Origin of the sequence: Lapillicoccus sp., assembly GCF_039935575.1 — a bacterium.
Classification (GTDB): domain Bacteria; phylum Actinomycetota; class Actinomycetes; order Actinomycetales; family Dermatophilaceae; genus Lapillicoccus.
The window spans coordinates 1-22,529 of record NZ_JBDTKA010000079.1 but is presented as its reverse complement, the minus strand read 5'-3'; the positions used below and the strand labels follow the sequence as shown (position 1 = coordinate 22,529).

General features: G+C 70.2%; 20 protein-coding genes and 1 pseudogene. 9 read left to right on the top strand and 12 right to left on the bottom strand.

Features of this window, described 5'->3' with window-relative positions; translation table 11 throughout:
- Positions 1–149: 149 nt before the first annotated feature.
- The 7 genes and pseudogenes from obgE to ABI385_RS09685 all read right to left on the bottom strand — a co-directional run bounded on the left by obgE (position 150) and on the right by ABI385_RS09685 (position 8,251).
- Positions 150–1,673: a GTPase ObgE gene (gene obgE, locus ABI385_RS09715; RefSeq protein ID WP_348103546.1), complete on the bottom strand. Its 1,524-nt coding sequence runs from the start codon at positions 1,671–1,673 to the stop codon at positions 150–152.
- A gap of 213 nt (positions 1,674–1,886) precedes the next feature.
- A pseudogene (gene rpmA, locus ABI385_RS09710) lies at positions 1,887–2,129 on the bottom strand (50S ribosomal protein L27); the annotation flags it as partial.
- 44 nt (positions 2,130–2,173) lie between these two features.
- Positions 2,174–2,482, bottom strand: a complete 309-nt coding sequence (rplU, locus tag ABI385_RS09705; protein WP_348103583.1) for a 50S ribosomal protein L21 — start codon at positions 2,480–2,482, stop codon at positions 2,174–2,176.
- A 158-nt stretch (positions 2,483–2,640) separates the two neighbouring features.
- Positions 2,641–5,886, bottom strand: a complete 3,246-nt coding sequence (locus ABI385_RS09700; protein WP_348103545.1) for an Rne/Rng family ribonuclease — start codon at positions 5,884–5,886, stop codon at positions 2,641–2,643.
- Positions 5,887–6,041: 155 nt separating this feature from the next.
- Positions 6,042–6,854 carry a TIGR03936 family radical SAM-associated protein gene (locus tag ABI385_RS09695; protein ID WP_348103544.1) on the bottom strand — a complete coding sequence of 271 codons (813 nt, stop codon included), beginning with the start codon at positions 6,852–6,854 and terminating at the stop codon, positions 6,042–6,044.
- A gap of 102 nt (positions 6,855–6,956) precedes the next feature.
- Positions 6,957–7,769 (bottom strand): lysophospholipid acyltransferase family protein, encoded by an 813-nt coding sequence (locus ABI385_RS09690; RefSeq protein WP_348103543.1) that lies wholly within the window; start codon positions 7,767–7,769, stop codon positions 6,957–6,959.
- A 32-nt stretch (positions 7,770–7,801) separates the two neighbouring features.
- Complete coding sequence (locus ABI385_RS09685; RefSeq protein ID WP_348103542.1) at positions 7,802–8,251, bottom strand: MarR family winged helix-turn-helix transcriptional regulator; 450 nt, start codon at positions 8,249–8,251, stop codon at positions 7,802–7,804.
- 83 nt (positions 8,252–8,334) lie between these two features.
- On the opposite strand from ABI385_RS09685, the gene ABI385_RS09680 reads away from it, so the two are divergent.
- The 7 genes from ABI385_RS09680 to ABI385_RS09650 all read left to right on the top strand — a co-directional run bounded on the left by ABI385_RS09680 (position 8,335) and on the right by ABI385_RS09650 (position 17,453).
- Positions 8,335–10,257: an ABC transporter ATP-binding protein gene (locus ABI385_RS09680; RefSeq protein WP_348103541.1), complete on the top strand. Its 1,923-nt coding sequence runs from the start codon at positions 8,335–8,337 to the stop codon at positions 10,255–10,257.
- Positions 10,258–10,373: 116 nt separating this feature from the next.
- Positions 10,374–13,109 (top strand): valine--tRNA ligase, encoded by a 2,736-nt coding sequence (valS, locus tag ABI385_RS09675; RefSeq protein ID WP_348103540.1) that lies wholly within the window; start codon positions 10,374–10,376, stop codon positions 13,107–13,109.
- 78 nt (positions 13,110–13,187) lie between these two features.
- Positions 13,188–13,994, top strand: a complete 807-nt coding sequence (locus ABI385_RS09670; RefSeq protein ID WP_348103539.1) for a DUF4129 domain-containing protein — start codon at positions 13,188–13,190, stop codon at positions 13,992–13,994.
- On the top strand, positions 13,991–14,515 hold the full coding sequence (locus ABI385_RS09665) for a hypothetical protein (protein WP_348103538.1): 525 nt from the start codon (positions 13,991–13,993) through the stop codon (positions 14,513–14,515). Before ABI385_RS09670 ends, ABI385_RS09665 begins: the two co-directional genes overlap by 4 nt.
- A gap of 29 nt (positions 14,516–14,544) precedes the next feature.
- Complete coding sequence (locus ABI385_RS09660; protein ID WP_407068254.1) at positions 14,545–15,537, top strand: AAA family ATPase; 993 nt, start codon at positions 14,545–14,547, stop codon at positions 15,535–15,537.
- A gap of 15 nt (positions 15,538–15,552) precedes the next feature.
- Complete coding sequence (locus ABI385_RS09655) at positions 15,553–16,866, top strand: DUF58 domain-containing protein (RefSeq protein ID WP_348103537.1); 1,314 nt, start codon at positions 15,553–15,555, stop codon at positions 16,864–16,866.
- Positions 16,863–17,453, top strand: a complete 591-nt coding sequence (locus tag ABI385_RS09650) for a hypothetical protein (RefSeq protein WP_348103536.1) — start codon at positions 16,863–16,865, stop codon at positions 17,451–17,453. Before ABI385_RS09655 ends, ABI385_RS09650 begins: the two co-directional genes overlap by 4 nt.
- A gap of 17 nt (positions 17,454–17,470) precedes the next feature.
- On the opposite strand, the gene ABI385_RS09645 is transcribed toward ABI385_RS09650, so the two are convergent.
- From ABI385_RS09645 to ABI385_RS09635, 3 genes are all read right to left on the bottom strand, one after another.
- The gene (locus ABI385_RS09645) at positions 17,471–18,259 is read right to left on the bottom strand and encodes a nucleoside phosphorylase (protein WP_348103535.1); all 789 of its coding nucleotides are present in this window, start codon (positions 18,257–18,259) and stop codon (positions 17,471–17,473) included.
- Positions 18,260–18,355: 96 nt separating this feature from the next.
- Entirely contained in the window at positions 18,356–19,942 is a 1,587-nt protein-coding gene (locus tag ABI385_RS09640) for an MFS transporter (protein ID WP_348103534.1), read from the bottom strand.
- A 158-nt stretch (positions 19,943–20,100) separates the two neighbouring features.
- Positions 20,101–20,721 carry a TetR/AcrR family transcriptional regulator gene (locus ABI385_RS09635; protein ID WP_348103533.1) on the bottom strand — a complete coding sequence of 207 codons (621 nt, stop codon included), beginning with the start codon at positions 20,719–20,721 and terminating at the stop codon, positions 20,101–20,103.
- Positions 20,722–20,835: 114 nt separating this feature from the next.
- Here ABI385_RS09635 and ABI385_RS09630 point away from each other — a divergent pair, with 114 nt between their 5' ends.
- Positions 20,836–21,258, top strand: a complete 423-nt coding sequence (locus tag ABI385_RS09630; protein WP_348103532.1) for an Ohr family peroxiredoxin — start codon at positions 20,836–20,838, stop codon at positions 21,256–21,258.
- Positions 21,259–21,260: 2 nt separating this feature from the next.
- Here ABI385_RS09630 and ABI385_RS09625 read toward each other — a convergent pair whose 3' ends face one another.
- Positions 21,261–21,563: a hypothetical protein gene (locus ABI385_RS09625; protein WP_348103531.1), complete on the bottom strand. Its 303-nt coding sequence runs from the start codon at positions 21,561–21,563 to the stop codon at positions 21,261–21,263.
- Positions 21,560–21,886 (bottom strand): hypothetical protein, encoded by a 327-nt coding sequence (locus ABI385_RS09620; RefSeq protein WP_348103530.1) that lies wholly within the window; start codon positions 21,884–21,886, stop codon positions 21,560–21,562. Before ABI385_RS09620 ends, ABI385_RS09625 begins: the two co-directional genes overlap by 4 nt.
- A gap of 157 nt (positions 21,887–22,043) precedes the next feature.
- Here ABI385_RS09620 and ABI385_RS09615 point away from each other — a divergent pair, with 157 nt between their 5' ends.
- The gene (locus ABI385_RS09615) at positions 22,044–22,379 is read left to right on the top strand and encodes a hypothetical protein (RefSeq protein WP_348103529.1); all 336 of its coding nucleotides are present in this window, start codon (positions 22,044–22,046) and stop codon (positions 22,377–22,379) included.
- The last annotated feature ends 150 nt before the right edge of the window (positions 22,380–22,529 follow it).

Genomic DNA, 22,529 nt, shown 5'->3' with positions numbered 1-22,529 from the left:
TAGGAAACCCGGCGGGTGCAGGCGGCGCCGGTCCACGGTCGCGTACCGGGCGCGGCACCAGGCTCGACCACATGGTCAGTCGTTGCGGGCCTCTGGGCGTATGGGGCGCAGCCATCGACCACCTGGTCAGTCGTTGCGAGAACCCACACTCAAGCGTCGTCGGAGTCGCGGGAGGTGGCCCAGTGACCGGACCGACGCTCTGCCTCGAGGTCGGCCTGGGTCGCCTGGCGGGCGACGTAGCGGTCGCGGGCGGCGCTGCGCTTCTCGTCGCGGTTCGGGCGGGTGGGCTGGTCCAGGCGCAGGTCGGTGCCGCGCTGGCCGAGCAGCTCGGCGCCGGCGATGAGGGTGGGCTCCCAGTCGAACACCACCGCGTCGTCTGCCGCGCCGATGAGGACGGTGTCACCCGTGACCGCGCCGGCCTTGAACAAGGCCTCCTCGACCCCGAGCCGGCCGAGCCGGTCGGCCAGATATCCCACCGCCTCGTCGTTGCTGAAGTCGGTCTGCTGCACCCATCGGGTCGGCCGGTCCCCGACGAGGCGAAACACCGGCCCGTCCGAGGTCTGCTCCTTGACGATCCTGAACCCGCTGTCGTCGACCGCGCGCGGCCGTAGGACAACTCGCTGGGGGACGACCTCACCGAGCTCGACGCGCGCGGCCGCGACATACCGGGCCAGCGCGAACGTCAGCTCCCGCAATCCGGTTCGGGCAACGGCCGACACCACGAAGACCTCGAGCCCACGGGCTTCCAAGTCAGCCCGGACGAGATCCACAAGATCACGAGCGTCGGGGACGTCGGCTTTGTTGAGGATGACGATGCGGGTCCGCTCGGCCAGCGGGCGGCCCCCTAGGTCAGCATCGGGCACATATGCCGACAGCTCCTCCTCGATCACGTCGAGGTCCGAGAGCGGGTCGCGACCGGGTTCGAGAGTGGCGCAGTCGATGACGTGGGCCAGCACCGAGCAACGCTCGACGTGACGCAGGAACTCCAGCCCCAACCCCCGTCCGAGATGCGCGCCTGGGATCAGACCGGGCACGTCCGCGATCGTGAACCGGACGTCGCCGGCGGTGACCACACCGAGGTTCGGGACCAGGGTGGTGAACGGATAGTCGGCGATCTTGGGCCGGGCGGCCGACAACACCGAGACCAGCGACGACTTGCCCGCCGACGGGAAGCCGATCAGGGCGACGTCCGCGAGCGACTTGAGCTCGAGGACCACGTCGTATGCCTCGCCGGGCTCACCGAGCAGGGCGAAACCGGGGGCCTTGCGCCGCGCGGATGCCAGCGCCTTGTTGCCCAGTCCACCGCGCCCACCCCGGGCGACCACGTGCTCCTCACCGGCCGCGACCAGGTCGACGATGATCCGGCCGACCGTGTCCTTGATGACCGTGCCGGGCGGGACGGCGAGGACCAGGCCCTCACCGTCGGCGCCGTTGCGCTCGTCCCCTGCTCCCGGCTTGCCGTTGCCGGCGTGCCGATGCGGGTGGTGGTGGAAGTCGAGCAGCGTGGTCGACTGCGGGTCGACCCGGGCAATCACTGACCCGCCACGTCCCCCGTTGCCGCCATCCGGACCGCCGAGCGGCTTGAACTTCTCCCGCTTGACCGACGCCACCCCGTGCCCGCCGCTGCCGGCACTGACGTGCAGGAGGACCCGGTCGACGAAGCTCGCCGCCATCACGCCCTCCTTTGTGGTCCTCGGACACCTGTGTCAAACAGAAAGGGCGGACCAGGTGGTCCGCCCTGTCTGGTACTGCTGGGTTCCTGTCCGGCACCGCCAAAGTGCGATCAGGGGCACGCGTCAGGCGTCGGCCTTCTCGGGCACCTGGGCCATCGAACTCACTGTGCTGACTGGGCTCCCTGTGCTGACTGAGCTCAGTGTGGCGACCTGCTCGATGTTGACGGTCTTGCGACCACGCTTCGTGCCGAACTTCACTGCGCCGGCGACGAGGGCGAAGAGGGTGTCGTCCTTGCCGCGACCTACGCCGTCACCGGGGTGGAAGTGGGTGCCGCGCTGTCGGACGATGATTTCGCCGGCGTTGACCTTCTGGCCGCCGAACCGCTTCACGCCGAGGAACTGTGCGTTCGAGTCGCGACCGTTGCGGGTCGAGGACGCACCCTTCTTGTGTGCCATGTCTGTCTCCGAATGTCCGTGTTGAGAATGAGCCGAGAGACGTCTCAGACGTCGATCGAGGTGACCTTGATCTGGGTCAGGTGCTGACGGTGGCCCTGGCGCTTGCGGTAGCCCGTCTTGTTCTTGAACTTCATGATCGTGATCTTCGGACCCTTGGCCGCCTTGACCACCTCGGCGGTCACCTTGACCTTGGCCAGCGAGTCGGCATCGCTCGTGACGGTGCCACCGTCGACGACCAGCAGCGGCGTCAGGTCGACGCTGTCGCCCGCCTCGCCCTTGACCTTGTCGATGATCAGGACATCGCCCACCGACACCTTCTCCTGGCGGCCGCCAGCGCGAACAATCGCGTACACGTCAAGCTCACTCTCGTTGTCACTCGTGGTGGCGCGCACTCTCGGCATCCGCTGCCCTTACCGTCACGTAGAGCCCGTGGGTTCACGGGGCACAGATCGGTGGGCGCACCAAGGGTCAAGGGTACCGGGTGTCACGTGCCGACCCAAATCGCTGCAGGTCACCCGTCGCTGACGGGCGCCTCCTCGTCACGGCCGGCCGCTCGTGGCGGACCGGCCGGTGCGACGACACGGCCACGGCGGCGGCGTGGTGCCCCGACTGGCGTGGCCACGGGGGGCGGGTATGCCGCTCGGACCGGCTCCAGCTCGGCCGTCTGCTCGAATACCGCCACCTCGGACAAGTCCAGCTCGACGTCCACGACGTCTGCCGTGATCGGGTCGAGAGCGTCGAGCGCCTCGCTCAGGTCTGTGCCAGGGGTGTCAGGCATACCGGCGTCGGCGAGCACCTCGGAGACCGCCAGCTCGGCCGTCTTCATCGCCGCCGCGTGAGCGGCCGCGGCAATCTGCGCCGGTGTCGGACCCTGCGGACGGTGAGCGGCGGCCGGCTCGGTCGCTCGCCCGCGTGCGGACTGGCCAACCCGGGAGCCGGTGTGACCGCCATTACCGGCATTACCGGCATTGCCGGCATTGCCCGACCCCGAACCCGAGTGCTCGTGGCTGCCCATCCCGTTTCCATCGCTCTTGTCGACCGGATCACTGGAGATGATGAACCCGCGGCCGGCGCAGTGCTCGCAGGTCTCGGAGAACACCTCGATCAGTCCGGAGCCCACCCGCTTGCGGGTCATCTGGACCAGCCCGAGCGACGTCACCTCGGCGACCTGGTGCTTCGTTCGGTCCCGCCCGAGGCACTCGAGCATCCGGCGGACGACCAGGTCGCGGTTTGACTCGAGCACCATGTCGATGAAGTCGATGACGATGATGCCGCCCACGTCGCGCAGCCGCAGCTGGCGCACGATCTCCTCGGCAGCCTCGATGTTGTTCTTGGTCACCGTCTCCTCGAGATTGCCCCCGGACCCGATGAACTTGCCGGTGTTGACGTCGACGACGGTCATCGCCTCGGTGCGGTCGATGACCAGGGAACCACCGGACGGCAGGAAGACCTTGCGGTCCATCGCCTTGGCAATCTGCTCGTCCACCCGGTAGCGCGTGAACAGGTCCTCCTCGCTCGTCCAGCGGGTGACGCGCTCGGCGAGGTCGGGCGCGACGCTTCCGACGTACTCTGACACCTCCTGCCAGGCGAGCTCACCGGCGACGACGAGGGAGGCGAAGTCCTCGTTGAAGATGTCGCGGATGACGCGCACCGTCAGGTCAGGCTCACCGTGCAGCAGCACGGGGGCACTCCCGGACTTCTTGGCCTTCTTGCCCGAGCCGCCGGCGGCCTCCGCGGTGGCCATGATCTCGTCCCAGGTATGCGTCAACCGCTCGACGTCGGCGCGCAGCTCCTCCTCCGAGGCTCCCTCGGCGGCGGTGCGCACGATGACACCGGCGGTGGACGGCACGACCTCCTTGAGGATCTTCTTGAGCCGGGCGCGCTCGGTGTCGGGGAGCTTGCGGGAGATGCCGGTCATCGAGCTGTTGGGCACGTAGACGAGGTAGCGGCCGGGCAGGGAGATCTGCGAGGTCAGCCGCGCGCCCTTGTGACCGATCGGGTCCTTGGTCACCTGGACCAGCACGCTCTCACCGGAGGACAAGGCGTTCTCGATGCGCTTGGCCTGGTTGTTCTCCAGGCCTGCCGCGTCCCAGTTGACCTCACCGGCATACAGGACGGCGTTTCGGCCCTTGCCGATGTCGACGAACGCCGCCTCCATCGACGGCAGCACGTTCTGAACGCGACCGAGGTAGATGTTGCCCGCCATGGAGACGCTGGTCTCTTTGGAGATGTAGTGCTCGACCAGGACGCCGTCTTCGAGGACACCGATCTGAGTCCGGTCGCCGAGGTGCCGGACGACCATGACCCGCTCGACGCTCTCGCGACGGGCGAGGAACTCGGCCTCGGTGATGACGGTCCGCCGGCGCCCGGCGTCGCGACCTTCGCGGCGACGCTGCTTCTTCGCCTCGAGACGTGTCGAGCCCTTGAGTGCGGTGACCTCGTCGCGACGAGAGTCTCGCGGCTCGCGCTCCCGCGGCTCACGAACGCGGGTCGTAACACCGGGGGTGTCGTCCTGCTCGCCACCGCCACTACTGCGGCGCCGACGACGGGTACGCCTGCGGCTCGACGGGCTTCCGTCGCTCGCCTCGTCACCGGCCCCGTCCTCGGACGCCTCAGAGGACGTGTCGTCGGAGGCGGGTGCGGCCCCGGTCGACGTCTTGGCCTCGGCGGCTTGGTCGTCGGTGGTGGTCGTCGAGCTCGTCGAGCTCGTCGAGCTCGTCGAGCTCACTGTCGGGGTGTCGGCTGGAGCGTCTGCGGCCTCGGATGACGCCGAGCCGCGACCACGACGGCCCTTGCCGCCGCGGCGGCGCCGCCGCCGGGGCGCGTCGCTCGTGTCGTCGCTATCGGTGTCCGTCGCGTCGGTGTCCGTCGCGTCGGTGTCCGTTGCGTCGGTGTCCGTTGCGTCGGTGTCCATCACCGCGACGACGGCGAGCTCGTCGGCGAGCAGCTCAGCGTCTGCCGGAATGTCCTCGGCGAGCACCGCAGGCACGTCCGGAGCGACCTGACCTACCTGCGCCGACGGGTCGGCGTTGCCGGTGGACGTGGCACGACGCGAGCGCCGTGTCGAACCGGCCGATGGGGCCGCTGGTGACGCCGTGGGTGACGCAGACGGGGAGGATGCGCGCCGCCGGCGGGGGGTGGCCGGCGCCCGAAAAACCGCACCGAGGTCGAGGACAGCCGGTGCTCCGCTGGTGTGCTCAGGCCTGTGGTCGGACGCGGGCGACTCGTCGGAGGCGGACGCCTCGACCGTGTCGGCTGCCGGGTGGGTGACGGGGGCGTCGGCGCTCGGAGACGGCGCAGTCAAGGCGTCGAACTGGAGGCCCCGCTCGTCGACGACAGCCGCAGGGGTGGCATCCGCGGCGGTCGCAGCGGCGGCCTTGGCGCGGGAGCGCGGGCTCGCCGTGGCCTTCGTGGCCGTCTTCGTGGTCGCGGCCTTGCGCGCCGTCCTGCGTGGGGCAGTCACGGCGACGGACTGGTCCGCGGCGCCGGCCGCGGACGGCTGGTCAGGAGCCGGATGTCCAGGAGCAGCCTGGTCGAGAGTGGGCTGGTCAGATGCCGGTTCACTCGGGGCAACGGCCGTCGCCGAAGCGGTCTTTCGCGGGGCGCGCTTGCGCGCGGCCTTCTTCGCCGGAACCGGGTCCGTGGCCGGCTCGACGCCCGACGCGGTGTCCTGACCGGTGTCACCGGCGAGAAAGCTGGTGCCGCTGGTCTGCGTGGTTTCGGTGCTCTGCGTAGTGGTGTCGTTCTCGGAAGCCATCGGGCGTCCCTCTCCACCCTGGGCGAGGAGCCACACCGGCCTGTCGGGCCCGGCTCGCCACGAGGGCGGCTTGTGCGTCGTCGACGCCGCGGTTGCGGTGCGACGAAAGTCGTCTTGCTACAGCTGGCGGCTCGCGAGTAGACGCGGCACCGGGTTCAGCTGCCGCCGGCCGTCTCATCGGCGGCCAGTGGATCAGCCACCTCCGCGGATGCGTCTCGCAACGGACCTTGGGCCAGCCGGGTCACCAGGGGTGGTGTCGGCGGCTCCAGGTCGGCCGCTGTCTTCAGCGCGGTCAGAATGTCGTCGGGGCGTACAGCCGGTGTGGTGTGCCGTACGACCACCCGCAGTATCGCACACCCGGCCCCGTCGTCCGGGAGCGAGGTGGGCAATGCCTGCGGAAAGGCCTCGGTCACCGCGGCGACCATGGTCTCGTCGGCCACGGTCATCCGGACCACGGCGGAGCGCACGTCGAACGTCCGCGGCCCCGTCTTGAACGTCCGGGTGACCTCGATCCGGTCCAGGGCGAGCAGCGTGTCCGCAGCCGCTTGTAGCCGCTCGGCTCCGACGTCGCGGAAGGCGATGACCCAGTCGCTCGCCTGCAGCCGGTCGGCGAGCGCACCGGGCGCTGCCTCCACGACCTCGACCACGTCGAGACCGGCCGGGAGCGCCTCGTCGAGGGCGGCGCGGACCGCCTCGGGGTCCACCCGCTCGGTCACGCTGATCTCGACATACTCCGCCTCGCTCGCTGTACCGGTCGGTGCGGCGTTGGCGTACGAGATCCTGGGGTGCGGGTGGAAGCCCGCGCTGAACGCCATCGGCACGTCTGCGCGGCGCAGCGCGCGCTCGAGGGCCCGCTGGAAGTCCCGTGTCGACGAGAAGCGCAGTCGGCCCCGCTTGGCATACCGCAGGCGCAGCTTCTGCACCGCCGGCGCCGGCGCCGGACCCTCGGGAACGCGCTGGGGAGCCATGTCGGGCAGGCTACGCCGCTCGGCACACGCTCGTGCGCTCAGAACACGGTATGCGGTGTGCTGAGCGCTGCGGTGTGTGCTGAGTGTGAGGTCGGCAGTCGGTCAGGACGAAGGCGGTGTGGTGCCGCCCCCTCTCGAGGCTGCCTCTCGCTCGGCCTTGCGCGCCGCGCTCGCCTTGCGGATCGCGTCGCGGCGCTCCTGGTCGTCCATGTCGTTGGCCTGCTCGAGCGTCGGTGCCGTGCCGCCGAGCCGGGCCGGGAGGTAGGTCAGGTCGTCTCCGGTGAGCGGTTCGTAGGACTCCTGCAGCGTGTGCAGCATCGACGTCATGACGGCGTGGATCTTGGCTGTCGCCTCGTCGATGCTCTCCCCCGGCGCAACCGGCACCGGCTCGCCCACGGTGATCGAGATCGGGACGTTGGTGCGCCCCAGACGTCTGGGGTGGCCCTTGGTCCAGATCCGCTGTGACCCCCACATGACGACGGGAAGCAGAGGCACTCCGGCCTCCTGGGCCATCCGGGCGGCGCCGTTCTTGAACCCCTTGAGCTCGAACGAGCGCGAGATCGTCGCTTCGGGGAAGACCCCGACGATCTCGCCTTCGCGCAGGTAGCGCACCGCGTGCCCGTAGGACGAGGCCCCGGCGCTGCGGTCCACGGGGATGTGCTTCATCGCGCGCATCAGCGGGCCACTCACTTTGTGGGTGAACACGCTGTCCTTGGCCATGAACCGGACGAACCGGCGAGCCGGGCGAGCGGCCCAGCCGGCATACGTGAAGTCCAGGTAGCCCGTGTGGTTGATGATCATCACCGCCCCACCCGTCCGCGGCACGTGCTCCGCCCCGGCGATGGTGAAGTGGATCCCCTGGGCAGCGAAAACGCCGCGCGCCGCGGTGATGACGGACGCATACACCGGCTCCATGCGCACAACCTACGGGACCGCAACCGTCGCGCCTATGGCTCGTCGGTCACGAGTCCGGTCAGGATCCGACGCAGGTGAGCCCGGTCACGAGTGGACACGGTCTCGAACAACGCGTCGGTCGCCTCCGTCCGGGAGCCCTCGATGGTAGCGACCGTGCGCAGGCCCGTCGGAGTCAAGGCGAGGGTCGTCGCCCGGCGGTCTCGGGGGTCCGGACGACGCTGCACAAGGTCGAGTGCCACCAGCCCGTCGACCACCTCGGTGACCGAGCGCGGAGCGATCCGCAGGCGGCCGGCCAAGTCCGTGAGACGCAGTCCCGGCTCTCCTGCGACGACGAGCAGCGCGCGTCCCTGGTGGGGCGAGATCCCCAGTGGCGCAAGCTGTTCGCGCCAACCGGCGCGCAACCGGCGCGCGACGGCCGTCACGAGGTCGGCGAGCGTCGGGTCTGGCAGCGGGCCGAGCGGAGGGTTGGGCGGGGAATGCACATGGCGATCCTAGCGTTACCCTGCCAGCCTCATAGTCTGGCAACCTCAGCATGTGAGTGCGAACTTCGAAAGGAGAGACGCCCATGACCGGCACTCCCACCCCATCCTCATCCGTCCCCTCATCCGGTGCCGGTTCCGCCACCCCCTGGGGTAGCCGCTCGAGCGGTCCCTCGGGAGGCCGCGAGTCACGCGGCCATTCAGGGGCCCGCAAGGTGGACCCAGCCGACCGTGCCCAGCTGGCCGAGTCCCCCGTGAGCTGGCGCCGCGTCGGCGCCCTCTTCGCCCCTTACCGGGCCCGCATCGCCCTGGTGATGTCACTGATCGTCGCGTCCTCCGCGGTCTCGCTGTCGACGCCCTTCCTGCTCCGGCTCGTCATCGACGACGCCCTCCCCCAGCGCGACACCACGCTGCTGCTCCTCGCCGTCGGCGGGATGCTCGCCGTCACGGTGGTCACCGCGGTCCTCGGCGTCCTGCAGACCTGGCTGTCCACCACGGTGGGACAGCAGGTCATGCACCGCCTGCGTACCGACGTCTTCGCGCACCTGCAGCGCCAGTCGCTCGCCTTCTTCACCCGGACCCGCAACGGCGAGATCCAGTCCCGCCTGACCAACGACGTCGCCGGTATGCAGTCCGTCGTCACCTCGACGGCCACGTCCGTCGCGTCCAACGTCACCACCGCCGTCGGCACGGCGATCGCCATGGTCGCCCTCAGCTGGAGGCTGTCCCTGCTCTCGCTGCTCGTCATCCCGCCGGCCGTCTGGCTGACCCGGCGGGTCGCCCTCCTGCGCCGAGAGGTCACCGCCAAGCAGCAACGTCGGATGGCCGACCTGCTGATCCAGGTCGACGAGGGCCTGTCCGTGAGCGGCGTCCAGCTGACCAAGACCCTCGGCGCGAGCGAGACCATGTCGTCCCGCTTCGCCGCCACGTCTCGCGAGCTAGTCGACCTCGAGGTCCAGTCGCAGCTCGCCGGCCGCTGGCGGATGGCGACCATGAGCATCGTCTTCGCCGCCATTCCCGCCCTGATCTACCTGGCGGCCGGCTTCCCCGCGACCTCCGGTGGCATGACCATCGGGACGCTCGTCGCGTTCACCGCCTTGCAGACCGGGATCTTCCGGCCTCTCATGGGCCTGCTCGACGTGGGCGTGTCGATCGTCAGCTCGATGGCGCTGTTCAGTCGGATCTTCGGCTACCTCGACCTGCGGGCCGACGTCGAACCGTCGCTCGACCCTGTTGCGGTCGACCACGCGGCACTGCGTGGGGAGATCCGGTTCGACGCCGTGTCGTACCGCTACCCCGACGCCGACCGCCTGGCCCTCGACCGCGTCGACCTGGTCGTGCCTGCCGGCACCTCACTCGCCCTGGTCGGCGAGACCGGGTCCGGCAAGTCGACGCTGGCCAGTCTCGTGGCGCGGCTGCGCGACCCGTCGTCCGGTCGCGTCAGCATCGACGGGGTCGACCTGCGCGACCTGTCCTTCGAGGACCTGGCACGGATCGTCGGGGTCGTGTCGCAGGAGACCTACCTACTGCACGCGTCGATCCGCGACAACCTCCTGCACGCGCGGGCCGACGCCACGGACGCCGACCTGTGGGCCGCTCTCGAGGCCGCCCAGGTCGCCGACCTGGTCGCTACGCTTCCGGGCGGCCTCGACACCGTGGTGGGTGCCCGCGGGCTGCGCTTCTCCGGAGGCGAGAAGCAGCGCCTCGCCATCGCCCGCACGCTGCTGCGCGACCCCAGGGTGCTCGTCCTCGACGAGGCGACCAGCGCTCTCGACAACGACACGGAGCGCGAGCTACAAGCCGCCCTCGAGGTCGTCGCCCGGGGCCGCACCACGATCACCATCGCGCACCGCCTCAGCACGATCGAGGACGCGGACCAGATCGCCGTCCTGTGGCACGGACGGGTGGTCGAGCTCGGCTCTCACGCGCAGCTGGTCGACCGAGGCGGGCGTTATGCGCGCCTGGCGGCGGACCGCACCCCGACGCATACCGAAACTGCCGCCGCTTGACGGTGTTGCGTCCGACAGAGTGGTGGCCCTGGCTACCGAAACGTCGGACGCAGGCCCAGCGAGGGTGGCGGGAATCCCGGTCGGAACAGGTGCGCAGGTCTGGGAGAATCGCGACCATGACCACCATCTCCCTCGCACCACACATCCCCGACAGGCCGTCCGTCGACGGCCTCGAGGAGAAGTGGATGCAGGTATGGCGGGAGAACGGCACCTACACCTTCGACCGGGAGCGCGCGCTCGCCGGCGGCCGGGACGCGGTCTGGGCCATGGACACCCCGCCGCCCACCGCGAGCGGGTCGCTGCACATCGGTCACGTCTTCGGGTTCACCGAGGCGGACTGCATTGCCCGCTACAAGCGGATGGCGGGCCTCGAGGTGTTCTACCCGATCGGGTGGGACGACAACGGGCTGCCGACCGAGAAGCGTGTCCAGAACTACTACGGCGTCCGGGGTGACGCCTCGCTGCCCTACGACCCGGCGTTCGTCCCGACCCAGCAGGGCGGCGAGGGCCGCTCCACCAAGGCGTCGAACCAGCAGCCGATCAGCCGGCGCAACTTCATCGAGCTGTGCGACATCCTCACCGTCAAGGACGAGGTGACGTTCGAGGAGACCTTCCGCAGGTTGGGACTCGCCTGCGACTGGGCGATCAGCTACCGCACCATCGACGAGCGCTCCCGCTCGGTCTCCCAGGCGTTCTTCCTGCGCAACCTCGCGCGCGCAGAGGCATACCAGGCCGAGGCTCCGGGCCTGTGGGACGTGACGTTCCAGACTGCCGTGGCGCAGGCTGAGCTCGAGGCGCGGGACTACCCGGGCGCCTATCACCGCATCGCGTTCCGCGCTGCCGACGGCACCCCGGTCTTCATCGAGTCGACCCGCCCCGAGCTGCTGCCGGCCTGCGTCGCGCTCATCGCCCACCCCGACGACGAGCGGTATGCCTCGCTCTTCGGGACCACGGTGACCTCCCCGCTGTTCGGGGTCGAGGTGCCCGTCGTCGCGCACCCGCTCGCGGAGATGGACAAGGGCGCCGGCATCGCGATGTGCTGCACCTTCGGCGACCTCACCGACGTGCAGTGGTGGCGCGAGCTGCAGCTGCCCACCCGATCGGTGATCACTCGCGACGGGCGGATCCTGCCTGAGACCCCGACCTGGCTCACCGCCGACCTGGCCCGAAGGACATTCGAGGAGATGGCCGGCAAGACCACCTTCGCGGCGCGCACCGCCGTCGTCGACGCGCTGCGGGCCTCCGGTGACCTCGACGGCGAGCCGACACCCACGCAGCGCAAGGCGAACTTCTACGAGCGCGGCGAGCGACCGCTCGAGATCGTCACCTCGCGACAGTGGTACATCCGCAACGGCGGCCGCGACGAGACGATCCGCGCGGCGATGATCGAGCGGGGGCGCGAGCTGGACTTCCATCCGGCGTTCATGCGCGCCCGCTATGAGAACTGGGTCGGTGGGCTCAACGGTGACTGGCTGATCAGTCGGCAGCGGTTCTTCGGTGTGCCGATCCCGGTGTGGTACCCCGTGCTGCCATCCGGCGAGCTCGACCACGACCACCCGATCGTCCCCGACGAGGCAGGCCTGCCCGTCGACCCCGCGGCCGAGACGCCCGCCGGATACAACGACACACAGCGCGACCAGCCGGGTGGGTTCAGCGGGGACCCGGACGTGATGGACACCTGGGCCACCTCGTCGGTCACACCGCAGATCGCCGGCGGCTGGGGCGTCGACCCGCAGCTGTGGGAGGTCGTCTTCCCGATGGACCAGCGGCCGCAGGGTCACGACATCATCCGCACCTGGCTGTTCGGGACCGTCGTGCGCTCGCACTTCGAGCACGGCACCCTGCCCTGGCGGCACGCGACCATCAACGGCTGGATCCTCGACCCCGACCGCAAGAAGATGAGCAAGTCCAAGGGCAACGCCACCACGCCGATCGACATGCTGGTCGAAAATGGCACCGACGCGGTCCGCTACTGGGCTGCCTCGGCCAGGCTCGGCATGGATGCGTCGCTCGACACCGCGCAGATGAAGGTCGGGCGACGACTGGCCATCAAGGTGCTCAACGCGAGCAAGTTCGCGCTGTCCTTCGGCGAGTCCGGGGAGGGTGGAGACCCAGCAGATGCGGGCACCCCCGCAGACACCGGAGACGCTCTCGCTGCCCTCGCCGCGCAGGTGACCGAACCCCTCGACCGCGCCATGCTCGCCTCCCTCGCCGACGTCGTCGACCTCGCGACCCGGGCCAACGAGGCGCTGGACTACACCCGTGCCCTCGAGGTGACGGAGTCCTTCTTCTGGTCGTTCTGCGACGACTACCTCGAGCTGGTCAAGGACCGGGCCTACGGGTCCAGCTACGGAACGGACGCCACGGCAGACGGGGTGTCGCCGAGCCAGGGTGCCGCTTCGGCCCGAGCAGCGCTGCGGCTCGCCCTCGACGTGCAGCTGCGGCTACTCGCCCCGGTGGTCGTGTTCGCGACCGAGGAGGTCTGGTCCTGGTTCCACGAACCCGCCGCCGGGTCCATCCACCAGGCAGCCTGGCCCACCGCGGCCGAGCTCGGTCCACATGCGGCCCCGCATACGGACGGCGGCGAGGCGGACGTCCTGACCGCCGTCGGCGAGGCACTCGCGGGGGTGCGCAAGGCCAAGTCGGACGCCAAGGTCGGTATGCGTGCCGAGATCACCGCTATGACCCTCGTCGGGCCGGCCTCACAGCTGGACCGCGTCCGGATGGCCGAACCGGACCTGCGCGCGGCCGGCCGCATTCAGGCGATGGAGTATGCCGTCGACGACTCGTTGCCGACCCTCACCGTCCGGGACGCGCAGATCGTGCCTCCCGAGCCGCGCCAGCGGGGCTGACCGACGCAGGTGCGAGGGTGACTGCGGGTAACGTGCCTGCATGAGGGAGCCGGGCGTGCACACGGGAGCTGTGCCTGCATGACTGAGCCAGGCCCGCGCGAGGTTCTGGTCCCCTCCCCGCCGGGCGGACCGGTCCCTTGGCTGCTCGGAGCCGGCGCGTTCGGCCTCGTGGTCCTCGCCGTGGCCGCGTCGTCCGGCCCCGTCCAGGTGGCTACCTCGCCGCCCCCAGGCAGCGCGCGGTCCGTGTTGTCGGCCTCACCGACGGTCACGACGACGACGGCGGAACCGCTGAGCAACAGCTCCCTCGCCCCCAACGCCAACCAGCTTCCCGACCTGCCTCCTGTCATCGTGCTGGCCCTGAAGCTGCTGGTCTTCGCCCTGGTCGCCTGGGCCGTATACCTGCTGCTGAAGGCCATCTGGCGGCACTTCCCGCGTTGGCACACCCGGGTAGTTGCGAGCAGCCCCATCGAGGCGCTGCCCTCGTTGCCGGAGGATCTGCTCGAGACCGCCGATGCCCGACTGGGCCTCCTGCAGGAAGGCAGCCCGCGCAACGCGATCGTCGCGTGCTGGGTCGACCTGGAGGAGTCGGCCACGTCGGCCGGGCTGCCCCGCAGGCCGGCGGAGACCTCGGCAGAGTTCACCGTCCGCGTGCTGCGCACCTGGGACGTCGCGCCGGATGCGATGGGTCGGCTCGCGGAGCTCTACCGCGAGGCACGTCACTCGCGCCACCAGCTGACCGAACAGCACCGGGCCGAGGCGGTCAGCCGGCTCGAGGCGATCCACGACGACCTGCGTCGGGTCGTGGCCGAGTCCCAGCTGGGCTCCGGTGAGTCACCGGTGAGCACCCGGATGAGTCCAGATGAGAGGTCGGTGAGTCCCCGGTGAGTCCACGGTGGCGGCTGGCCGACCAGCCGCGAGGCCGCCGGCGGCTGATCTGGCTCGCCGTCGCATATGTCGTGGTGCTTCTCGCCCTGGTCGGGCTCGGACTGTCCGTCTCGCCGATCCTGCTCGGCACACTCTTCCTCGCCGGGTTCGCCGGAGCCGCCTTCGCGATCGACCGGTTCGCGGAGAACCAGGACGACCAGTGGTCCACGAGCCAGCCGTCCACGGCCGGACTCGGGCGCGGGTCGGACCACCTCACCGTGGCTCTCGCCCGACGCCTCTCGAGCACCGCGACCGACCCGCGCAGCCGGGCCAGCCTCGCCGGCGAGCTGCACCGCCAGCTGCGGGTGGTCGTCGTCGACCGGGTTCGTCGCGAGCGCGGGTTCGACCTGACCTCCCACCCGCGCGCCGCGAACGACGTCCTTCCCACCGAGCTGGTCGCCCTGGTGACCGGGCCGCCGGACCCACGGCTGACCGACTCCCGTTATCTGGCTGACCTCCTCGACAGAATCGAGTCCACGTGAGCACGCCGGGCACGCCAGACATGTCGGGCATGTCGGGGATGTCGGGGATGTCACTGCCCGAGGTGTCCGCCCTGAGTGGACGCATTCTCGACGAGGTCGAACGCGCCGTGGTCGGCAAGAGGCAGCCGCTGGCCCTCGTGCTGAGCGCGATCCTCGCCGGCGGGCACGTGCTGCTCGAGGACTTCCCGGGGCTCGGCAAGACCCTGGCCGCGCGGTCGTTCGCGGCGACGCTCGGGCTGGACTTCACGCGTGCCCAGTTCACCCCGGACCTGCTGCCGGGGGACCTGACCGGGTCGTTCGTCTACGACCAGCGCGAGCGGGAGTTCGCCTTCCGTCGGGGGCCGCTGTTCACCGGACTGCTGCTGGCGGACGAGATCAACCGGACCCCGCCCAAGACGCAGTCGGCGCTGCTCGAGGCCATGCAGGAGCGGCAGGTGACCGTCGAGGGCCAGACGTTCGTGCTGGACCGACCGTTCCATGTCATCGCGACCGCGAACCCCGTCGAGTACGAGGGCACGTATCCGCTGCCCGAGGCGCAGCTCGACCGGTTCCTGCTGCGGGTGTCGTTCGGCTACCCGACCGCCCGCGAGGAGCTGCAGGTCCTGACCAACCGGATGACCCGTCGGCACGAGGAGATCGACCTCGATCGGGTCACCGACGGGCCGGGGCTGCTGGCCATGCAGGAGGCCGTCGAGGCGACCACCGTTGACGACAGCGTCGCGGCATACTGCGTCAACCTGGCGACTGCGAGCCGCGACCACCCACACGTGCTCATGGGTGCGTCGCCGCGCGGCTCGCTCGCGCTGCTGCTCGTCGGTCGGGCGTATGCCGTCCTGCGGGGTCGGGACTACGTCACTCCGGAGGACGTCAAGGCGGTCGCCGTGTCGGTCCTCGCGCACCGCATCACCGTCAAGCCCGAGCTCTGGATGAGCAACGTCACCGGCCGCAGCGTCGTCGAGGCCATCCTCGGCAGCGTCCCGACGCCGGCTGCGCGCGAGTCGCATCACGGCGACGGCAGCTGAGTGGGTGAGTCAGAGATGAGCACGCCGGACGGGCCGCCCTGGCGCCCGACCGCGGCCCTGTTCCGGGCCACGTTGCTCGGCGGGCTCGGTGCGTTCGCGGCGGTGCTGTGGCATCGGCCGGACGTGCTCGTCCTCGCGACCCCGATGCTGGTCGTGGCTACCTGGTCCTGGGTGCGGCGACCCCACACGCCGCTCGAGGTCAGGACCAGGCTCGGCCACCAGACGCTGCGCGAGGGCGAGGCGACGACCATGCGGGCCGTCCTCTCGGTGCCCCGCGGCGTGGACGACGTCGTCATCCAGGTCTCGCCCAGCCTGTTCGCCCAGCTCGACCCGCCCCTGGGCATCCAGGTGGTGGGGTCACGCGAGGTGAACGCCGACCGGTCCGCCTCGGCGTCCGTCGTCGTCCGGTCGACCCGGTGGGGGATCCGGGCGGTGGCTGAGGTCCAGTACGCAGCGTGGTCGGAGTGGGGGGCGTTCCGGCAGGGACCGGTGAGCGTCGACCCCGTCCTGCTCACGACCCTCCCCCTGCCGGCGACGTTCACCCCGTCGGCTCCGCTGCCTCCACCCGAGGGCCTGGTCGGGCCGCACCGGTCCGCCCGGATCGGCAGCGGGAGCGAGTTCGACACCCTGCGCCCGTTCCAGCCCGGAGACCGGCTGCGCCGGATCCGCTGGCCCGTGTCGCTGCGTACCGGGGTGCTGCACGTCTCCTCGACCTACGGCGACGAGGACGCCCTGGTCGTGATCGTCGTGGACGCGTTCAGTGACCTCGGACCACGCGAGGGCATCGACGGGCGTCCGACGAGCCTCGACGTGACCGTCCGCGCAGCCGCCGCGATCGCCGAGCACCACCTCGCGGTCGGCGACCGGGTGGGGTTGCGCGTGGTCGGTTCCGCCGACATCCCCCGGGTGCCCGTCGGCACCGGACGCCCGCACCTGCGGCGGGTCCTCGGCGTTCTCGCCAGGATCCGGCCGGCGACGGAACGCCGTGACGACGGTGAGCGGGCGATCGCCGGGATCGGCGCCGGGGCGTTGGTCTTCGTGCTCTCGCCGTTGGTCGACCCCGGGATGGTCGACGTCGTGGCCCGGCTCGGCGCGCGAGGACTGACCGTCGTGGTCGTCGACACGATGCCCGACCACCTCTGGACCGGGCAGGAGGACGTGTATGCCTCGCTCGCCTGGCGGATCCGGCGGCTGTCTCGGGGCGAGGATGTCGCGAGGTTGACCGGGGCTGGGGTGCCCGTCGTGCCCTGGAAGGGGCCGGGGAGCCTGGATCTGGTCTTGAGGGAGCTCTCCCGCCGAGCGCGGGCACCGAGGATGGCGCGCCGATGACGATGCCTGTCACTCAGTCCGCACCCACCGGTGCCATACCCTCCGGCCGCCTGGTGAGGCTGGGGTGGTCCGAGGAGTACTCGCCCCCGCAGCTGCTGCTCGCTGCGCTGGTCGCCGCAGCGCCGGCCGCGTTCGTGGCGTGCATGGTCCTGGCCGGCGGCGGGTTGTCCTGGTGGTGGCTCGTGTTGGCGCCAACCGGCCTCGCCCTGGTCTCGCGGCTCGAGTCGGTCGTCGTGCTGTTGCTCTGGCTTGGGCTGGGCATCCTGTGGATGGGGCTGGTCCCCGGGCCGTTCTCGTGGTGGTGTGTGCCGGCGGCGCTCGTCCTGCTGATCTCCCACACCGCCCTCGCGCTGCTGTCCGGTCGGCCGAAGGCCGGCGGGCTGGCCCCCGAGACAGGCCCCCGGACGGCACGGCGGTGCGCGGTGGTCGCCGGTGCGACGGTCGGGGTAGCGGCGCTCTCCCGGGCGACGCTGGCCCTGGACGTGGCAGGACAGGCGCTGCTCGTGGCGCTCGCCCTGGCGATCGTCGCCGCCTGGTGGTGGTGGGCCGGCGTCAGTGGGTCTGACGGCGTCGGCACGAGCGGATGAACGACGAGACCCCTGCCTCAGCCCAGAGCGAACGCGGTCGCGCGGGCCACGGCGAGCGCCGAGTGCGCACCGTTCTCAGGGCCCTTCTCGAAGTCCGAACCCTGTGTCGCCATGGTGTTGGTGACGTGGGCGAGGCAGACGACCTTCCGCTCGAGGGCCTCGGCATAGGCATACAGACCTGCCGCCTCCATCTCCACGCAGACCACACCCTCTCGCTGCGCCGCCGCGATGCCCGCGGCGGTCTCGCGATAAGGGGCATCGGTCGTCCAGGAGCTGCCCCGAAGGACGGGTTCCGGCAGCGCCGTGAACGCGGTGCCGAGCCGCTCGTCCAGCCGAGGGTCGAGAACGCTCCAGCGCCCGGGAGGCAGGTAGTGGACGCTGGTGCCCTCGTCCCGCAAGGCTCGCTCGATCAGGACGAAGCACGGGGTCTCGGGCAGCGGCCCGATCTGTCCGGCAGAGGTGATGCTGAGAACCAGCCTCGACCCCGAGGCGGCGAGCTGCTCGGCAACCAGGACCGCGAAGGGCGCCCCCACAGCGCTCCCGACCACGCCGACCTCGATCCCGTCGAGGTCCGTGGTCCACATCTGCGTGTGGTAGCAGGCCCAACCGGGATGCAGTCGGCCGCGGCCAGAGGAGGCGAGATGACGCACGATGTCGCCGTCCGGGTCCAGCAGCGCCACCTCCGGCACGTCGGCGACGGGCAGCCGCCTCTGCCGGCGAGCCTCCCGGAGCAGGTTCGCTGGCTCGAACAACGACGGTTCGTCGTATGACTTCGCTCCCAGCAGCGGTGATGCGTCGTCGGTCACGGAGACATTCCATCAGGCTCGTGCCGGGTCGGCCCGCTGCTGGAACGGCACGGGCTGGCCGGCACTGTTCTGACGATGCTGACGATGCTGACGTGCTCAGCCGAGATGCGGGCCGGCAACCTCTTCGCGGGCGGCAAGCTCCTCGTGCTTGACCGTCAGGCCAACGAGGACCACGACACCGGCAACCAGGATCATCCCCGCGCCGAACAGGAACCCGCGCGTAGAACCCTCGGTCTGGGCCACGAGCGACGCGTGGGCCATGGCCGCCTTCGCCTGGTCCGCGGTGATCGCCCCGGAGGCCGCCTGAGCCTGGATCGGGCCGGCCAACCCCGAGAAGCTGTCCGCGAACCGGTGCGTGAACACGGTGGTCAGGGCGGCTAGGCCCACAGCGCCACCGATCTGCTGCGCCGTGTTGAGCGCAGCCGAGCTGGCGCCCGAATCCTCGTCACGCACACCGGCGACCGCCGTCAGTGTGAGCGGCACGAAGGTCAGGCCGAGACCCACTGCGAGCACGATGATCCACGGGAGCAGGTGCGCGGCATACGAGCTGTCCACCGTGAGCCGGCTGAAGCCGAACATCCCGATCGCGCCGATGACGGCGCCCGGGCCGGAGATCCACCGCGGGTCGATCTTGCTGGCCAGCGTCGAGGCCACCCCGGCACCGACCACCATGGCGGCCGAGAACGGGAGGAACGCGAACCCGGCCTCGAGCGGGCCGTATCCAAGGACCTGCTGGATGTAGAGGCCGAGGAAGTAGAACATCGCGAACATCCCGGCGCCGACCATCAGCATGACGAACAGGCTGATGCCGCGAGTCCGGTCGGCGAGGATGCGGATCGGGAGCAGCGCGTTGGGGTTGCGCTTCTCGACGAGCACGAAGGTTGTCAGCAGCACGACACCCAGGGCGAGCGAGGTGAGGGTCATCGACGAGCCCCAACCACCGGCCGGGTCGGCGGCGTGGGTCAGGCCGTAGACGATGCCGACGAGGCCGACGGTGCCGGTGACGGCACCGGCCAGGTCGAAGCTCCCCCGCGTCCGCTCACTCTCGACGAGCACCCGCGGAGCCATGGACGCGACCAGGATGCCAATCGGCACGTTGATGAAGAACGTCCAGCGCCAGTCGTGCTCGGTCAGGGCGCCACCGAGGATGAGGCCGACGGCGGCACCCACACCGGACATCGCGGCATACACGCCCATGGCGCGGTTGCGTTCCTTGCCCGCCGGGAAAGTCGTCGTGATCAGGGCCAGCGCGGCCGGCGAGGCCAGCGCGGCGCCCATCCCCTGGACGATCCGGGAGCCGATGAGCATGCCCTCGCTGACGGCCAGGCCGCCGACGAGAGACGCTGCGGCGAAGAGCAGCACGCCGGTGATGAACATCCGGCGCCGTCCGAGCAGGTCGCCGAGGCGCCCGCCGAGCAGCAGCAGGCTGCCGAGCGCCAGGGCGTAGGCGTTCACGACCCAGGACAGGTTGGCCGCGGAGAACCCGAGGTCCTTCTGCAGCGCGGGAAGCGCGATGTTCACGATCGTCCCGTCCAGGACGATCATCAGCTGGGCGCTGCCGATGACGGCGAGCGCGAGTCCGAGGCGCCGGCTGCGTTTCGCCCCTGCAGTATTGGACGGCGGTCGGGTCGGCGCGCTGTGCTGGGGCTCAGGGGCCAGCGGCCGGTCGGTGATGGTGGACATGGTGGGCCTTTCGTGAAGCGTTCATGGGTACAGACGCAAGGGCACGCCGGTATGCCGGCGTGTCCGGTGAGAGATGGGCCGTCCCCGTCGACGGCGGTGTGGGGTCGAGCTGTGGTGGTATGAGGAAAGGTTCGAAGGCGCCCGTGCCGGGCGGTCGGTCAGACGAGGGTGGCCCGACAGGCGGGCAGGACGACCTTGTCGACGATCGAGACAACAGTGCTGAGGTCGGTGTCCTTCCCGAACACCACCGCCCGATGGACGGACATGGCCGGCAGGATGCTCGCTAGCTGGTGAAGGTCTGCGTCAGGGCCGATCTCGCCGCGCCGCTGGGCTCGGCTGAAGACCTCGACAGCGTAGGCCGTCATCGGCTCGAGAAAGCGGGTGGTGAACTCCGACATCAGCTCGGCGTCCCGGTGCAACGCCGGCATCACGGCGCCGAGCAGCTCGGACAGGCCGGAGGTGAGGCCGCCGTCCTGGCAGGCCACGGAGACCAGGTCGCCACGCAAGGTGCCCGAGTCGGGCCGGTCGAGCAGGTCCGACCTGTCCACGCGATCCGGACAGATCGTCTCGGCGATGGCGTCGACCACGAGAGCCGCTTTGCCCGACCACTTGCGGTAGAGAGTGGCCTTGCCGACCCGGGCCCGGGTGGCCACGGCATCGAAGGTCAGCTTGTCGTAGCCGAGCTCGACGAGCAGATCGACCACGGCCTGGTGGATCTCCGTGGCGCGCTCGCCCTCCACCCGGGGACGGGTAGCTGAGGCGGTGGCGCTGAGGACCATGACGGACCGCTTTCCCTAGCTGATGGAACGAAACTGTTTCGTTCTATCCGAAGATAAGCCATGGGTGGTCATGCGTCAAACCCGATGGTCAGGGCCGTGCGGCATACTCCCCTCATGCCACTCGAAACCCTCACCGAGGTCCTTTACAGCACGTCCGCCACTGCGACCGGAGGACGCGTCGGCCGCGTCCAGAGTGCCGACGGCGTCCTCGACCTCGAGCTGCGGCGGCCGGGCAGCAAGTCCAACCCGGCCGCCAACCCGGAGACGCTCTTCGCGGCCGGGTATGCGGCCTGCTTCGGCAGCGCTCTGACATCGGCCGCCAAGGAGCGCGACGTCGACGTCAGCAACTCGAGCGTGACGGCGGCCGTGTCACTAGGCAAGACCGACACGGGGGTGGGCCTGGCCGTCACCCTTACCGCGCACCTTCCAGGCGTGGACCCCGACATGGCGCAGCAGCTGCTCGACGCGGCCCATCACGGGTGTCCTTACTCGAAAGCGACGCGCGGCAACATCGAGGTCACCGTCGAGCTGGGCTGACCTCAGGCCATCACGGCGACGTTGCGGGTCTCGGCGGTCTCGGCCATCTCGCCCACGTCAGCGAGCGCGGTGGACAGCGTGTCGAGTGCGTCGAGCGTCGCGTTGAGGCTTTTCCTCAGCTCCGCCTGGTACTGCCGCTCGCCCTGTCGCGACACGGTGGTGAGGCTCCAGCCTGTCAGGTCCGCATCCACCGCCGCGAACATCGTGTCGAGGCTGGACTTCAGGTTCGTGCGCATGGTGTCGAGGTCGGCCTTGAGGGCCGCCACACTGCCCTGCTTGTAGACCAGCGTCGTCGTCCCGCTCATCGCGGCACCGGGCTCAGTCGGTCGCGGGCCCTGGAGTACGCCTGCACGGACGTACCCTGGCTGCTCGCCGTCTCCTGGTCGGTGGTGGCGAGCTTGCCGGCATACCCGTTGACGCCGCTCGGGATCTTCGCACCCGCGGCATACCAGGCCTTGAGGGCCTCGTAGAACGCCCCCGCTCCGGACCCGGTGAACCCGGCCGTCTCGCCGCTCATCCCCTCGGCCGCGTTCTTCAAGGTCGTCTGCAAGCCCGAGACAGCTGCCGCAGCGGTTCCGGCGGCCTTGGTCTGAGCACCGAGCACCAGCTCGGTCGTCGTGTCTCCCACGAGGCGAGAGTACCCCGAGGCGTGGATCGTGCGGTCGGGTCTGAGCACCCGTGCTCAACTGTTGTCAGTGAACTGGCAGGTCCTGTTGATGCTCCTCTAGGGTTGGCCGAGAAGCGACTGCGCGGGTGGAGCGCGGTCTGGCGATGCGGGGGTGGGGATGGGCAGGCATGACTTTGCGGTCGACCTGGAGGGGATGGCGAACGCGGCCAAGGGGATCAACGACACGTCGAAGCTGTTCAAGGACAAGGACGTCGAGGACCTGATCCCCTCGGAGGGCGATGTGGGGCACGACACCGTCTGGGACGCCCTCGACGAGTTCCAGGACCGGTGGGAGCGGGGCACCAAGAACATGGTCGAGGACGTCGGCGAGGCCGGCGGCCGGCTCGCCAAGATCACCATGAACTACCTCGATTACGAGCAGAGCTCGGGCAAGAGGATGGAACCCCTCAAGGGCGAGTTCGAGGGGCTGACGATTTTCGGGGCGAGCGAGTGACCCCGTCCTACACCGTCTCTGGCTCGCCGGCGGCGATTGTGGTCAAGGCGGGGGGCATGCGCACCCGCGGGACGGCGTTCACCAAGGTTGCCGACGGGCTGGACTCGATCAAGACCGACGGGTGGGCCTCGAAGTCGGCGGAGATGTTCC